Source organism: Bacteroides sp. QWL-09 (genome assembly GCF_058683585.1).
Genome location: NZ_CM178748.1, coordinates 913,602 through 929,911 on the forward strand (window position 1 = coordinate 913,602; position 16,310 = coordinate 929,911).

12 protein-coding genes are annotated in these 16,310 nt (G+C 44.2%); 8 read left to right on the forward strand and 4 right to left on the reverse strand.

The window, feature by feature from the left end:
* Positions 1 to 103 precede the first annotated feature (103 nt).
* Both AC4PG5_RS03600 and AC4PG5_RS03605 read right to left on the reverse strand, forming a co-directional pair.
* Positions 104 to 2,353, reverse strand: a complete 2,250-nt coding sequence (locus AC4PG5_RS03600; protein WP_492030093.1) for a GH92 family glycosyl hydrolase — start codon at positions 2,351 to 2,353, stop codon at positions 104 to 106.
* 85 nt (positions 2,354 to 2,438) lie between these two features.
* Positions 2,439 to 4,658, reverse strand: a complete 2,220-nt coding sequence (locus tag AC4PG5_RS03605; protein ID WP_492030094.1) for a patatin-like phospholipase family protein — start codon at positions 4,656 to 4,658, stop codon at positions 2,439 to 2,441.
* A 375-nt stretch (positions 4,659 to 5,033) separates the two neighbouring features.
* Here AC4PG5_RS03605 and AC4PG5_RS03610 point away from each other — a divergent pair, with 375 nt between their 5' ends.
* From AC4PG5_RS03610 to AC4PG5_RS03625, 4 genes are all read left to right on the forward strand, one after another.
* The gene (locus AC4PG5_RS03610; RefSeq protein WP_492030095.1) at positions 5,034 to 5,363 is read left to right on the forward strand and encodes a hypothetical protein; all 330 of its coding nucleotides are present in this window, start codon (positions 5,034 to 5,036) and stop codon (positions 5,361 to 5,363) included.
* Between the two features lie 40 nt (positions 5,364 to 5,403).
* Positions 5,404 to 5,997 carry a hypothetical protein gene (locus AC4PG5_RS03615; protein WP_492030096.1) on the forward strand — a complete coding sequence of 198 codons (594 nt, stop codon included), beginning with the start codon at positions 5,404 to 5,406 and terminating at the stop codon, positions 5,995 to 5,997.
* Positions 5,998 to 6,095: 98 nt separating this feature from the next.
* A complete protein-coding gene (locus AC4PG5_RS03620; protein WP_492030097.1) occupies positions 6,096 to 7,133 on the forward strand; it encodes a glycoside hydrolase family 53 protein in 1,038 nt (345 codons plus the stop codon).
* Between the two features lie 48 nt (positions 7,134 to 7,181).
* The gene (locus tag AC4PG5_RS03625) at positions 7,182 to 8,033 is read left to right on the forward strand and encodes a lipocalin family protein (RefSeq protein WP_492030098.1); all 852 of its coding nucleotides are present in this window, start codon (positions 7,182 to 7,184) and stop codon (positions 8,031 to 8,033) included.
* A 112-nt stretch (positions 8,034 to 8,145) separates the two neighbouring features.
* Here AC4PG5_RS03625 and fabD read toward each other — a convergent pair whose 3' ends face one another.
* Positions 8,146 to 9,033, reverse strand: a complete 888-nt coding sequence (gene fabD / locus AC4PG5_RS03630) for an ACP S-malonyltransferase (RefSeq protein ID WP_492030099.1) — start codon at positions 9,031 to 9,033, stop codon at positions 8,146 to 8,148.
* Between the two features lie 761 nt (positions 9,034 to 9,794).
* Here fabD and AC4PG5_RS03635 point away from each other — a divergent pair.
* From AC4PG5_RS03635 to xylE, 4 genes are all read left to right on the forward strand, one after another.
* Positions 9,795 to 10,529, forward strand: a complete 735-nt coding sequence (locus AC4PG5_RS03635; protein ID WP_492030100.1) for an NUDIX hydrolase — start codon at positions 9,795 to 9,797, stop codon at positions 10,527 to 10,529.
* Positions 10,530 to 10,728: 199 nt separating this feature from the next.
* Positions 10,729 to 12,228 (forward strand): xylulokinase, encoded by a 1,500-nt coding sequence (locus tag AC4PG5_RS03640; RefSeq protein WP_492030101.1) that lies wholly within the window; start codon positions 10,729 to 10,731, stop codon positions 12,226 to 12,228.
* A gap of 143 nt (positions 12,229 to 12,371) precedes the next feature.
* The gene (gene xylA / locus AC4PG5_RS03645; RefSeq protein WP_492030102.1) at positions 12,372 to 13,688 is read left to right on the forward strand and encodes a xylose isomerase; all 1,317 of its coding nucleotides are present in this window, start codon (positions 12,372 to 12,374) and stop codon (positions 13,686 to 13,688) included.
* A gap of 312 nt (positions 13,689 to 14,000) precedes the next feature.
* A complete protein-coding gene (xylE, locus tag AC4PG5_RS03650; RefSeq protein ID WP_492030103.1) occupies positions 14,001 to 15,458 on the forward strand; it encodes a D-xylose transporter XylE in 1,458 nt (485 codons plus the stop codon).
* Positions 15,459 to 15,718: 260 nt separating this feature from the next.
* Here the strand turns inward: xylE and AC4PG5_RS03655 are convergent, their stop codons facing one another.
* The gene (locus AC4PG5_RS03655) at positions 15,719 to 16,300 is read right to left on the reverse strand and encodes a hypothetical protein (protein ID WP_492030104.1); all 582 of its coding nucleotides are present in this window, start codon (positions 16,298 to 16,300) and stop codon (positions 15,719 to 15,721) included.
* Positions 16,301 to 16,310 lie beyond the last annotated feature (10 nt).

Below are 16,310 nucleotides of genomic sequence, written 5' to 3' on the forward strand. Positions count from 1 at the left end.
GGCCTGATAAACGTATAATAAGCGGCCTGACAAAGAGGAAAGAGCCCTATCAAACTCGGTTTGGAGTGTTGATAGGGCTCTTTTTATGGGGATTCAGATCCGTCTAGCGGAAAAGTCGCTTGTTTGGTGTGGAGCTCATCTCGAATTCGAGAGTCGATCCGTTCATGATCTCATCGTAGGTGATATAACCACGCTTCAGAGGTTTGCCGTTAAGACGAGCCGACCGGATGTAGCGGTTTTGAGGGCTGTATCCGTGAGCAATCATCGTGAATGTGGTACCGCGATCGGTACGGATGGTGGCTTTTGGAAGCATCGGAGCACCGATGGTGTACTGACCGTCGCCCGGACAAACGGGATAGAACCCAAGTGCCGAGAAGACTTGCCAACACGACATCTGTCCGCAGTCGTCATTATTCGCCATGCTGTTACGCGTATCGTTGTAGGCGCCTTCTACCACACGATGCACCTGATCGGCAATCTTCCAAGTCGCCCCGGCTTTGTTGTAGAGGTAAAGGAACTGATGTCCGGGTTCGTCACCGTGGCCGTAAGAGCCGAAGAAACCGGAGATGTCGACGTGTTGTTCACCACGCATATCGAGTGGAGTTTGTAGCAAACTGTCCATCTTGGCCACATAACGATCGGCACCGCCCATGGCTTTGATCACTTGATCGACGGCATGAGGATAGAAATAAGAATAGGCCCAAATGTTTCCGGAGATATAATGAGGACGCAACGATTCCCAATCGTGCAGATCGACCGCGATCGTGTTTCCGAGACTGTCTTTTGGCAAGAGAAGTCCGCTGGCTGCATCGAAATGGTTCATGAAGCGCAACGAACGTTTGGTGTAGGTGTCGGCAATCGCTTTTTTTCCGAGCTTACGGGCCACCTGAGCGATACACCAATCGTAATAGCTATTCTCGGCGGTCTTCGACACTGAAGCGTGTAGAGGAGCAGGGACGTAACCCAATCGGTTGTATTCTGCGATTCCGCTCAGACCATCACTACTCGACACGTAGTCGTAGTTCGATACGGCAATCATGGCTTTCAAGGCTTTCTCGGCATCGATACCGGGAATGTCCTTTAGGATGGCATCACTGATCACCGATACGGCCGGGTAACTGATCATGCAGGTGTTGTCGTACCCGCAAAGCTCCCACAAAGGAATCTGACCGCCACTCTCGTAACGACTTACCAACGAACGGGCCACATCGGCTGTTAACTGATGTTCGGTTATGGTAAAGAGCGGGTGTACGGCACGGAAGGTATCCCAAAGCGAGAAGGTCGAGTAGTTAACAAAATCACTCGCCGGTTGGATGCGTTCGAGTGCCCAGTAGCGTCCGTCAACATCCTGACAGAGGTTTGGCTGAATCATCGCGTGATAGAGTCCGGTGTATAGCATGCGCAACTGTGCACGATCTGAGCTTTCGAAATCGTATTTTCCGAGCTTATCCGACCAGGCTTTCCGTGCTTGTGCCAACGCTTTATCGAAATCGACGCCTTCGGCTTCGGCTTTGAAATTACGATGAGCACCTTCAAGGTCGACAAACGAAAGGGCCACTTTTAGAGTGATCTCTTCCTGAGCTTCGGTCGAGAAGGTCAGCGCGATCTTCGCATCTTTTCCTTGAGCTTCCGATTGATCTTGTGGGAGGCCGTCGAGGGAAGTGGTGGCTTTGGTGAAAGGCTTAGAGAGCCGAGCCACGAAATAGGTGGTGCGGTTGCCTCCCCAGCCGGTACTCTTCGAATAACCTTCGATGGTACGGTCGTCGAGTACTTTAACAGAAGTCTCGGTGGTCTTTCCAAAGATCTTATGCGTCGGATCGAAGATCAAATGAGCATCTTCACTCTTCGGATAGGTATAACGGTGGAAGCCTACACGCGGCGAGGCAGTCAGCTCTGCATGAATCTTATAGTCTTGCAGAACAACGCTGTAATAGCCTACGGATGCTTGTTCTTGATCGGGTGCGTGACTGATACGGCTGCGGTATCCTGAGTCGGGATCTTTCTTGTCGCCCGGCTCGAATTGGAGTTTGCCAACAGTGGGCATCACGAGGATGTCGCCTAGGTCGCTCCAGCCTGTTCCGCTGAGATGGGTATGCGAGAATCCCATGATATTATCGTCCGAGGTGTGGTAGCCCGAACACCAGTTCCAACCTTTGGTATCGCCGTCGGGACTGAGTTGTATCATTCCAAAAGGATAGGTGGCACCGGGGAAGGTGTGTACAATGCCGTCCGTCCCGATGAAGGGATCGACATATGAACTAGGGTCTTGTTTGCTCTTGGCAAATGACTTGCAAGGAGTGGTCAAGATTCCTCCTGCAAGAACTAAAAGCATCAGAAGTGAGTGCTTCTTCATAGTTGTATGTTCTATTTGAGTTAATTTTCGGACAAAGATAAGGATTAATCTTTCTTTTCCTTCATCATGAGGACTAGAATGAAAATCAGAATCGATAACCGATATTGATAAATGAGTTGGCTTTTTTATAGTGATTGGAATAACCGAGCGAAAGGTCGAGTGGCCCGATCGGACTCATTAAGCTGTAGGTCAACGAGGCTCCGGCCAGCATCTCACCGCTCATCAAGTTGCGTATCTTTTCGTTGTGGTAGCCATACGAACCGCTTAGGGTCAGGTAATGGTTCTTTCCCATGCGCTGGCGGAACTTCAGGGTACTGATCACTACCGCTTGATTCACAATCTCACTTTTGGGCATCCCGGCTAACGGAACCTGATGGGCAAGGAAGTACCCGAATCCGTTACCCCCGATGGCGTTGTTGAGCATATAGGGCAGATCGTCGCCGGTAATGAGTCGTCCGTAGACCGACGGGAGGACTGAGAAGCGTCGGGTCACGGGAAAGGCTTTTTCCCAGGAGGCACTCAGCGAGATAAAAGGGTTGTTATTCCGATAACGTGATAGATTGTCGGTATGCACCGTGAAACAAGCGTTGAACCGACTCCCTTTAGTGGGGAAATAGCCGCTATCGTAAGTGTCGTGACTAATCTTAAAGTAATAGTTGAACAGTCGGTCGGTCTTCCTAAGCTCAACCTCTTCGGGGATTCGCAATAGGATATTGTTGTAATAGTAATAATCGAACTGTACGCCTATGGCAAACCGGAGATTCTTGAACCACAGATTGGAATACTCGGCGGTGACTTGTTGCTGTCGATATAAGAGATTATAAGCCCGTTTGCTCTCTTCGTAAAGATTAAAATCGTTGTTCTGAAAACGGTACGAGAAGGTCAGAAACCGATCATGAAGGGTTTCTAGGGTATAGTCCACTTGTGCGGCGTATCGTTTGCCGAGTCGTGCCGTAAGCGACAATCGCGAGGGACGTTTAGTCTTCAGGCGTGCCGTGGCGTTCAGAAGCAGTGTCGCAATCTCTTCGGAGTCGAACCGCACACCAAGATTGATTTTTTTCTCGTATTTTTCTTCAATGAAGAAGGTGAGGTGATAGCCTTTCTCGTCGGGGGTGAGCTTATAACTCGCTCCGGAGAACGACTGATTGCCTCGAAGTAAATTCAAGGCTTTCTCGATCTGTTGGGTTGTAATCGACCGATGTTCATTAAGGTGACATTTTTTCATGAGCCATTCTTTATTGGTCATCGTTGTCCCCACAAACGAGATCTTATCGATGAAGAGTTCTTTGGTATTATCGGGAGCAAAGTAGGGATGATCGACGGGCAGAGGGTCATTCGGAGTCAATCCAATCTTTTCCTTCAGAGCCAATAAATTATCCCATTGACGCCGAGAGGCTTCCTCTCCGCGTTTTAACAAACTGTCGATAGCTACAGGATTGAAGCTGGCGGAAGAATAACCGGTAACGTCCACTTTGATGTATAGATCGGTTTGTTCAACATGGCTCCGGTAGTTCGATTGACACGTCAGGTCAATGATTTGTTTAATCATATCGGGCATACTGTTGAGTTCATCGGCGGTTTTCAGTCGATTTTGGACATCCACACCAATAATCAAGTCCGCGCCCATCGCTTTGGCGATATCGACCGGAAAGTTATTCGTGATTCCACCGTCGACGAGCACCATGCTATCGATTCGCACCGGGGTGAACACCCCGGGAATGGCCATGCTGGCACGCATCGCCGTACCAAGTTCGCCGTTATGAAACACGATTTCCCGACCATCGACAATATTGGTTGCCACACAGGCAAAAGGAATGGGCAGACGATTAAAATCGATCGAGTCGTGATACCCCATCGTCAACTCTGAGAAAAGATTCGACAGGTTTTGTCCTTGAATCATGCCACCGAAGACTTCTGTTTGTTTCTTACGAACAAATGGGAGAGAAAGAATGTACCGATCTGATTGTTCACGTTCGGTGAGTGACATATCGCGACGACGGATGCGATCGCTGAGGATAAAGCTCCAATCTTGCTTCCGTACCAGGCTGTCGAGTTGGTTGGGAGTGTAACCAATGGCGTAAAGACCTCCAACAATAGCCCCCATACTCGTCCCAACAATATAATCGACGGGGATGCCGGCTTCTTCGATCACTTTCAAGGCTTTAACATGAGCCACACCTTTGGCTCCTCCTCCGCTAAGAACGACGGCAACCTTCTTTCTGGAAGGTTGGGCTTGAAGGGGAGAAAGGGTATCTCCAAGCCTGCCCAATAAGAGCAATAAGAATAGAAAAACACGTTTATTCATAGATATGGGTTTAGTTAGAAAGTTTATACACAATCGATTGTATATAAATGCATAAACAAAATAAATGCATTTTTTAAATATCATAACGTTTCTGTCGTGTATTTTCTATTTTTTTGAGATTTACAAACCAAGTATCTTAATAAAGTATAAATCATGCCTATCGAAAGGAAACATATAGGGATTCTGCCTGTATCTTTGCTTTCATAATATAAGCTGACACAAAATATTTTTTATTTAATATAACTTTTTTGATCAGATAGTTGTTATTATTAAATTAGTTAAATATTTCGACAAAAAGTCTGATTAGTTTTTTTTGAAATGATAGTATATAATAGTTTTTTGGCAAAGCTTTTTTTGGGTAGGAAAAAGCATAGCATGATGTTGTTTGGAGTGATATTCACCAAACATCGCAATATGGAGTTTTATCAAGAAATGGAGATGAGAATCTATAAGAAGCAGTACGACGAATGTCTGAGCTTGATTTTTCTTCCGATCTTGATTCTTGGTTTCTTCATCTCTTGGTGGTTATGGGTATTTATTCCTTTAACCTATTATCTGTTGTATGGACTGGAAAAATTAGTCTTCGGGCGCTCCATCTTTGATTGGGAAGCAAAGTGTAATTGTTATGATGCTTTGTACCTCAGAAAGCGTAAAGGATATACCTGGCTTAAACATTATGGAAAGAAGATGAACCAAAGTTGCTGACAGTTTGTTATTTAAAAGAATTACAAAACTTTAATCGAGCATGAAAAAGATTCTATTTGCAGTCGTTTGCCTAGGAATGGTGGCTTGTTCCGGTAAGACCAAAAGTCAGGTTGAATATACAGAGGTTGCTAATTCCGATTCGGTAGAATATTCTCAAAATTTATCATGGAACGATTATCAGTTTAATGTCGTTGTACAAGGCGACTCGCTGTATATTGAAACGAAGGGTAAGGAAATACCGACCCAAACCGTTCAGCGTGATATGATGGGTTATACGGTCATCGGATCTGAAGTCGGCGATTTAAACATTGATGGACGACCGGAAGTGATGGTTTATCTATCTTCTGATGGCAGCGGAAGCTATGGTTGCTTGATGGGATATTCAATTACGAAAGATGCTCAACTGTTGGCTTTGGAATTGCCCGATTTGAGTCTCGATAAAAAGAATAGCAAAGGATATATGGGACACGATGAATTTGCTATTGTTGAAAATACGTTCTGCCGTCGTTTTCCGGTCTATAAAGATGGGGATACAAATGCAAATCCGACGGGTGGAACACGACAAATTCAATATAAGCTTCCTAAGACTGATGGAGCATATACATTGGCTGTCGATCGTGTCGTAGAATACTAAAATTCTCTTCTCTCTCTCTTAATAAGGTTTTTTTGATAGCGGCATCGAGGAAAACGTTTCATCCTTCTCGATGCCGCTTTTTTAGACGATATCTTTAAATGAAATATTGGACTTATCTCTTATTTTTATTCTTATGCTTATGTGCTTGTAGTCGCCATGAGGATATTCCACAGTCACCCTCTAATAATAAGAGCTCATTTGCTAAAGGAGCGGATGTGAGTTGGCTGACTGAAATGGAGCAAAGTGGAAGAGTTTTTTATTCAAGAGAAGACAAGGCAACCGATGCTTTGACTTTATTAAAATCTCTTGGAGTAAATGCTATACGCTTACGCGTGTGGGTGGATCCAATCGATGGATGGTGTAACAAGGAGGATGTGTTGGTTAAGGCTTTAAGAGCTAAGGCTTTGGGATTGCGTCTAATGATTGATTTTCATTATAGCGATACCTGGGCCGATCCGGGACATCAGAAAAAACCTGAGGCTTGGAGATTACTTTCGTTTGAGGAGCTAAAGAATGCCGTTAAGGACCATACCCTAACCACATTGATGCTACTGAAGAACCATCAGATAGAAGTGGAATGGGTACAGGTCGGGAATGAGACAAGAGGAGGCTTCTTATGGCCCGACGGACAAGTCACTGCCGATGATTCGTCGAACTTTGCTCAACTGATTAATGCAGGATATGCGGCTGTGAAAACGGTTTATCCTAAGGCTAAGGTGATTGTACATTTGGACGACGGAGGGAATGTCGATTTATATACTTGGTTCTTCGATGCTTTAAAAGCAAATGGTGGTCAATGGGATGTGATTGGACTCTCGATCTATCCGTCTTGGTCGTCCGATTCTTGGGCAACACTGAATGTAAAATGTGAACGCAATATGAATGCTTTGGTTCGTCGATATGGATGTCAGGTCATGATTTGTGAAGTGGGCATGCCGTGGGATGCTTCAATCGAAGCAAAGGCTTTTCTTACTGATCTGATGAGTAAAGCAAAGCATGTTGTTGATCCGGGGTGTCTAGGCCTTTTTTATTGGGAACCGCAGGCTTATGACAATTGGAAAGGATATACTCTTGGAGCATTCGATAGAAGTGGAAAGCCGACTGAAGCTCTAGAGCCTTTTAAACAGGCAGAATGAATCGATTGAACCTTTTGATTCTAACCTCATTTAAACAAACGACAAAATATGAAAAAGAAAACAATTGGAATTATTTTAGGAGCGGTTATAAGCGTAGTCGTTCTAATTTTAGCATTGGGTATCTATAAGTTTAACTATACCGATGATGATGTTTTCTATTCAGGAAAAGGAATTCAGCCCGAAAGTCATAAGGCGTTTTTTGGGGCATGGATGGAACAGTCGAAGGAAGATGGAGCAGGAATTGGGTTTGTGCTCAACCCGGATAGCACTGCCTATTCAATAAATTCGGCAACATTGATCTATAAGAAGTGGAGAATTACTCAAGATACGTTAGTTCTAACTGCCATCGGGTTAGGTAATCATCAGATGACCGTCGACAATGAACGTTATCTGATCGAATCGTTTAATTTGCATCGACTCCATCTCAAACGATCGGAACAAGAGGTCATCTTTGATAAGGTTGATCAGCCGGCTGACGAAACAAATCTGCCTGAGATCACATTTGCTTATTGCCCGGTTGATTCAGAAAAAGGTATTCAGTCTCCTAAGGCAGAAATCGACCGGACAAGTAATCCGCGTGCACAAAAATTTCAAACGGTCTTAAACGAGGCTTATAAAACGAAAACCGTCAACTTTGCCGGACATTACCAGGTCGTGACTTGGGGATGCGGATCTAGCGTTCAAGAGGGCGTAATGATCGATACGACAACCGGTAAGGTCTATGATTTACCAACCCAAAAAGGATACAGAGATATTGGTTCGGGATGTGAGAGTCAGCCAAATAGCTTCTTATTTATTACGTTATATGGTTTGCAAAATCCGAATACCGGACAAACAGAAACCGAACGTACATATTGGATCTGGAATGAGAAGGAAAAGGAATTTATCCGATACAAATAGACAAACAGATCTCTAAAAGAAAGCGGCATCAAAACCCATTATGGGATTGATGCCGCTTTTTATATCATATACCTTATATCAATTACGGTCGTCACGACCGGATAGATGGCAATTATGCAATGCCATGTGCTGTAACACTGCTGTCGATCTTCTTAACCAATCCTTGAAGAACGGCTCCGGGACCACATTCAGTGAAATCTGTTGCTCCGTCGGCTACCATGTTGATCACGGTTTGAGTCCAACGTACAGAAGCTGTAAGTTGAGCCACAAGGTTAGTCTTGATCTCTGCAGCATCGGTGTGAGGACGTGCGTCCACGTTCTGATAAACCGGACATTTAGGAGCGTGGAAAGTTGTCGCATTAATCGCTGCCTCAAGTTCTACTTTAGCAGGATCCATCAATGGTGAGTGGAATGCACCACCAACTTTCAATGGAAGAGCACGCTTAGCTCCGGCAGCTTTCAACTGTTCACAAGCTTTTTCGATACCTGGAACTGAACCTGAAATTACAATTTGTCCGGGGCAGTTAAAGTTTGCAGCAACGCAAACATCACCTTCCGCATGAATAGCCGCACAAATCTCTTCAACTTTTTCATCAGCCATACCGATGATAGCAGCCATGGTCGAAGGTTGCATCTCACAAGCTTTCTGCATAGCCATCGCACGAGCATAAACAAGTTTTAGACCATCTTCGAAGCTTAACGCACCGGCAGCCACTAAAGCTGAGAATTCACCTAATGAGTGACCGGCGGTCATCTCTGGCTTGAAATCTTCGCCCATGCAAAGAGCTGAAATAACGGAATGAAGGAATACGGCAGGTTGAGTCACCTTGGTTTGACGAAGATCTTCGTCTGTGCCGTTGAACATAATATCTGTAATGCGATATCCCAAGATATCATTGGCTTTTTCAAACAATTCTTTTGCTAAAGCTGACGTTTCATACAGGTCTTTACCCATTCCTACGAATTGAGCGCCTTGACCGGGAAATACAAATGCTTTCATTAGTTTTACTGTTTAAATTATTGTTAATTGCGGCACAAAGGTAGGGATTTTTGCGAAACGACCGCACAGTTTTTCGTTTTTTGTGCATTTCATTGTTTAAATTTAAGAGTGTGTAAAATCTGAAGAGTCTATTTATCAGAGTTTTAATATCTAACAACGGCAACCTAAACCTACTCATAACCTAGTCTCCCTCATAAATTGGGCCTCTTCATAACCTAAGCCTTCTCATACATTAGTGATCACACTGAAGCTAAGGATCACACTGAAATTAGCTATCACACTAAAGTTGTCCAAACAAAGTAACACGCCAAGTATCTTCAGTTAAAATACCCTTAGGATTTAAAGTGTCTTCAGCATTTAAAGCATAATCCCACCGATGGGAACGCTCATGAAGAAAAACGAGGAAGAGAAGTGCCATCAGACCCGTTACGTTTTGTTTTTTTAACAGAACGTTTTCACTCCTTTCATCAAACGATCTTTCGTTGACATATAATCGAAAGAAAAGTACAATAAGTCCCCGAATCTACCCACTCATTTATTGAATCGATAAGATCGTTCTGAGTATCTCTCCCCATTTATCACGATGTATAGATCTGATCCTGAGTATTATTCAGTAGAATACATATTGTAATCCGGACAATAACAGTAACAAGGCTTATTGTTTTTGGTATGATATCTATTTTTTTGATCTACAAGTCAGTATCGGACTATGAATTTCAATTTTTAGACTATATATTTGCAACGTCTTAATGCTATTTACTATGACCGGATATATACAAAAGAATCAACCTCTGGCCAACAATCACATCTCCGTCGATTGTGTGGTTGTTGGTTTCGATGGAGAAAAGTTGAAAATATTGCTCATTGAACGTGTTCTTGAAGAACAAGGGCAGGTGAGTCGTGATATGAAACTTCCCGGAAGCCTCATTTATAGAGATGAGGATTTGGATGAAGCTGCTAGGAGAGTACTGCATGAGCTTACGGGATTGAGGCATGTCAATCTGATGCAGTTTAAAACGTTCGGTTCGAAAGACCGCACAAAGAATCCTAAAGATGTACATTGGCTTGAAAGAGCCATTCAATCGAAGGTCGAACGAATTGTGACGACCGGCTACCTAGCTGTGGTAAAGATCGACCGCGCTTTGGTGAAGAACCTCGATCGATATAAAGCCTCTTGGGTGGCATTGGATGAGATCAAGACCTTGGCCTTCGACCATAACCTGATCATCAATGAGGCCCTAGAGTATATTCGACAGTATGCTACGCACAACCCTTCTATCTTATTTGAATTACTTCCACGTAAGTTTACGGCATCACAACTTCGCATCCTCTACGACTTGGTCAACGGGAAAGAAATTGATGTGCGCAACTTTCACAAGAAAATTATGCTGATGGACTACGTCGTTCCATTGGAAGAACGACAAGAGGGGGTATCGCACCGAGCTGCACGTTATTATAAGTTCGATAAAAAGATCTATAATAAGCTCAGACGTTGAGTCTAACTCATGAGTCTGATTAGAAAATCGGACTTATAGACCGGAATCATAAATCGGAATCGTGAATCGGGCTTATTAATCAGACTCATGAATCGAACTTATGGATCTAGCTTATGGATCTGGCTTATAAGTCTAATGTGACTAAAAAGTCTACTGAAGAAAATACAACTGAAAAACAATCTCAATTTATCTATAGACAATGGCTAATTATTTATTAGGCTACGATATTGGTAGCTCGTCGGTCAAAGCGAGCTTAGTGGAGGTGAACTCCGGAAGAAGTGTGGTCTCGGCTTTCTATCCCAAATCAGAGGCACCTATCATCGCTTTACAAGCCGGATGGGCCGAACAAAACCCCGAAATGTGGTGGGAATCGTTGAAAGAGGCAACCCAAGAGATCATGGGACGATCGGCGGTTTCTCCAACAGAGATCAAAGCCATCGGCATTTCATATCAGATGCACGGGTTGGTTTGCGTGGATAAGGATCAGCAGGTGGTACGTCCCGCAATTATCTGGTGCGATTCGCGCGCTGTTCCTTACGGGCAACGGGCGTTCGACTCCTTAGGAAAAAGCTATTGCTTGGAACATCTACTCAATTCACCGGGTAATTTTACCGCAGCAAAGTTGGCTTGGGTGAAAGAAAATGAACCGGAAATCTATGAACGCATCGACAAAGTGATGCTTCCAGGCGATTACATTGCAATGAGGTTATCCGGTGAGGTTTGCACCACAACATCCGGACTCTCCGAAGGAATGTGGTTCGATTTTAAAGACGGAGAGGTGAGTCGCTCTCTATTAGATTATTTCGGATTCGATCGTACGCTCTTACCAGAGATACGCCCCACCTTTGCTGAGCAAGGAAGAGTTTCGAAAAAGGTAGCCGATGAACTCGGTTTAGCTCAGGGAACACCCATTACTTATCGTGCAGGCGATCAACCTAATAATGCTCTTTCATTAAATGTATTCAATCCCGGAGAAATTGCATCAACTGCCGGAACATCGGGAGTGGTATATGGAGTGAATGGTCGGGTGAATTACGATCCGCAATCGCGTGTCAACTCGTTTGCCCATGTGAATCATACGGCCGATTTACCCCGCCTAGGCGTTCTTCTGTGCATCAATGGGACGGGCATTCTTAATGCTTGGACCCGTCGGAATATTGCTCCGCAAGGATTATCGTACGACGAACTCAACACCTTGGCTTCACAGGCTCCAATTGGCTGTGAGGGAGTGTCGGTCTTACCTTTTGGCAATGGAGCCGAACGGATGTTAGGAAATAGGGAGATTGGTTGTAGCGTGCACGGCCTCGATTTTAATCGACACGACCGTTCACATCTGGTTCGAGCGGCTCAGGAAGGTATTGTCTTTGCTTTCAAATATGGTATCGAGATCATGGAGCAGATGGGTATTCCGGTTAAGAAGATTCATGCCGGAAAGACAAACTTGTTTTTAAGTCCGATCTTCAGAGAGACCTTAGCCGGTATTACAGGAGCGACGATCGAACTGTACGACACGGATGGTGCGGTAGGAGCAGCTAAGGGTGCCGGAATTGGTGCGGGTATCTACGCCGACCATCAAGAGGCTTTTGCAACCCTCAAGCAATTAGAGGTCATCGTTCCGGATTCCTCATTAGAAACCTCCTACCAAGAAGCTTATAACCGATGGAGAGATTGCCTAAAGGAGAAAATGAATAATTATTAGATGAATAACCATTAAATAAATAAACGATGACTTGATAAGCGCGACATCCAAATCAGTCGTTAAGCCTAACCATCGTGCAAAAACAAAAGAACAACTTAAAAACATTAAACTTTAAAATATTAAAACTTAAAAATACTAGAGCTATGGCAACTAAAGAGTTTTTTCCAGGTATAGAGAATATTAAATTTGAAGGTAAAGAGAGTAAAAACCCGATGGCCTTCCGTTATTATGACGCGGAAAAGGAAATCAACGGTAAGAAAATGAAGGATTGGTTGAAGTTTTCAATGGCATGGTGGCATACGCTTTGTGCCGAAGGAGCCGATCAGTTTGGTGGAGGAACGAAACAGTTTCCATGGAACGTTGATGGTGATCCGGTGAAAGCCGCAAAAGATAAAATTGATGCAGGATTCGAGTTTATGCAAAAGATCGGAATCGAGTATTACTGTTTCCACGATGTCGATTTGGTCAATGAAGCCGACACCATCGAAGCTTACGAAGCTAACCTTAAAGAGGTGGTTGCTTATGCCAAACAAAAGCAAGAAGAAACCGGCATCAAACTGTTGTGGGGTACAGCCAATGTGTTTAGTCACGCTCGTTATATGAACGGAGCCGCTACCAATCCGAACTTTGATGTGGTAGCGCGTGCAGCCGTTCAGATCAAAAATGCCATTGACGCAACCATCGAACTTGGCGGATCGAACTATGTCTTCTGGGGAGGACGTGAAGGCTATATGTCGCTCTTAAACACCGATCAAAAACGTGAAAAGGAACATCTGGCTCAGATGTTGAAGGCTGCCCGCGATTACGGTCGTGCACGTGGCTTTAAAGGTACCTTCCTCATCGAACCTAAGCCGATGGAACCGATGAAGCATCAATATGATGTGGATACGGAAACAGTGATCGGTTTTCTGAAAGCTCATGGCTTAGAGCATGATTTTAAAATCAATATTGAAGTCAACCATGCCACACTAGCCGGACACACCTTCGAACATGAATTGGCTGTCGCAGTCGACAACGGACTGTTGGGATCGATCGACGCCAACCGTGGTGATTATCAGAATGGATGGGATACCGATCAATTCCCGATAGATAGCTTCGAACTGACTCAAGCCATGATGCAAGTGATCCGTAACGGCGGATTCGGCAACGGTGGCACCAACTTTGATGCCAAGACCCGTCGTAACTCGACCGATCCTGAGGATTTGTTCATTGCACATATTGCAGCGATGGATGCCATGGCACGCGCCTTGGAAAGTGCGGCTGCACTCTTAAACGAATCGCCTTATCAGCAAATGGTCACAGAACGTTATGCTTCGTTCGATGGTGGCAAAGGACTTGCTTTCGAGAACGGTGAACTCACACTCGAAGATTTAGTGGCTTACGCTAAGGAGAATGGCGAACCGAAACAGGTGAGTGGCAAACAAGAACTGTATGAAGCGATTCTAAACATGTATTGCTAATCTAAATAGGTATTGCTGATCTAAAGACGTATCGCTAATTGGAATAGCGATAATAAGATCACGATAAGCGGTACTTTATGTGCGGCTTATCGTATCCTTCGCTTTTCGATGAATCGTCTTTAAACCAACAAAGAACCTATATTGGAGAATTTATATTGGAAAACTAATCTTGGAAAATTAATATTGAAGAAATAACGTATCCCTAAGTCGTGACCAAACACCGCATGAGCAAACCCAACTAACTTACGACAAAGCAACGATGAAAAAGGTGCGTTATTTTTTCCTTTTTTCTTAACCCTAAAATATTTTAATATGACGAACACGATAACCACTGAAGGTAATAAACTTTACCTCTATTCGATTACTACAGTGGCCATTCTAGGAGGACTCTTATTCGGCTATGACACCGCCGTGATCTCCGGTGCAGAAAAAGGACTGGAAGCCTTCTTTCTTACGGCAACCGACTTCCAGTACGACAAGGTGATGCATGGCATTACCTCATCAAGCGCTTTAATCGGTTGTGTCATCGGTGGAGCTTTTTCAGGCGTGTTAGCTTCTCGCTTAGGACGTCGAAATGCTCTTCGTCTGGCTGCCTTGCTTTTTTTCTTATTCGCTCTCGGTTCTTACAACCCTGAATTTTTATTCTTCACCCATGGCAAAGCGAGTTGGGATCTATTAGTCGCTTTTAATCTGTATCGTATCCTTGGTGGTATCGGCGTAGGATTGGCCTCTGCCGTCTGTCCGATGTATATTGCCGAAATCGCTCCATCGAATATTCGCGGAACTCTGGTTTCGTGCAATCAGTTTGCCATTATCTTCGGTATGTTGGTGGTCTATTTCGTCAACTATCTCATTATGGACGGTCACCAAAACCCGGTACTCGTGAAAAGTGCCGAAGGTTTGCTCTCAGTCAGCCCGGAATCGGATATGTGGACCATTCGTGAAGGATGGCGTTACATGTTTGGCTCGGAAGCTGCTCCCGCAGCACTGTTTGGCTTCTTGCTCTTCTTCGTCCCAAAGACGCCGCGTTACCTGATGCTGGTTCACCAAGAAGAGAAAGCATTGGCTATCTTGAGCCGAATCAATGGTCCGAAACAAGCCGAAGTAATCCTCAGTGAGATCAAAGCAACGGCTCATGAAAAGACTGAGCGTCTCTTTACTTATGGAGTCACCGTCATCGCGGTCGGAATCTTGCTATCTGTCTTTCAACAAGCCATCGGCATTAATGCCGTACTCTATTATGCTCCGCGTATTTTCGAAAATGCAGGTGCCGAAGGAGGAGGGATGATGCAGACCGTTGTGATGGGAATCGTGAACATTCTCTTCACCTTAATAGCCATCTTCACCGTCGATCGTTTTGGCCGTAAGCCATTATTGATCATCGGATCGATCGGCATGGCCATCGGAGCATTTGCGGTTGCCCTATGCGACAGTATGGGAGTAAAAGGAGTGCTACCGGTTTTCTCCGTGATCGTCTATGCAGCCTTCTTTATGATGTCGTGGGGACCAATCTGCTGGGTGTTAATCTCCGAGATTTTCCCTAACACCATTCGTGGTAAGGCGATAGCGATTGCAGTTGCGTTCCAATGGATCTTTAATTACCTCATCTCCTCAACCTTTCCGGCATTATACGATTTTAGTCCGATGTTTGCTTATAGTTTATACGGAGTCATGTGCCTGCTGGCGGCAGTCTTTGTCTGGCGTTTAGTACCCGAAACCAAAGGAAAGACTCTGGAAGAGATGAATAAACTTTGGAAAAAAAGAAACTAAACGGAACACTCTGAATAAACGGAACGGAATAAGTAAACAGAACGGACCGAATCTATACAAAATAGAATATACACAAAATAGAACAACAGAGATAAAAAAGCATTCCTCTTGCCTTTCTTTATAGGGCAAGAGGAATGTCGTTATTATGACACGAAATCTAAAAGGAAATAGACAATAACGCTTTGAATGTACTAACCTAAGAAATACGCTGCAATTGATTGCTCAAATCGTTATTGAATATATCTTAACCGGAAAGGGTACTAACCACAACACTCATCGTTCGTAGATCCCGGATAACCGTATTTCAACGTAGGTGGATAGCCATATTTAACAAGAGGCGGATAACCGTATTTAACGATAGGTGGGAAACCATATTTTTCGGTCACACACTCATTCTCAACGCAAGGATAACCATACTTCAACAATGGAGGATAGCCATACTTTAAAGCGGCTAGTAAGTCCGCATTGTGACCGGCATAATGCGCTTCATTCTCGTTGTATTTCACAAATCGACGTCCTTCCACACCATCCGAAGGCACAACTTGAACATGAACAACGACTTTCTCCTCATATTTAAACGGGCTTAATTTTGAAGCTACTTGAGTTAAACAGCAAAGTCCAAACTCAATCTTTACAGGTTGCTTTTCAGTGGGCTCTACAGCAATAAAAAAGAATTTTTGAGTGACTAACGATAAGCCATCGACAGGATCATTGGCTTGTCCGGCGAGAATAATACCTTTGGGCATAGAGATCAAACACCAACCATAATTTGTACTTCCTAAATGAGATTCAAGATTTACGCAAAAACTTTTGCCTTGATAAGCGGTAATCGATTCATTCATGTTAATAGAT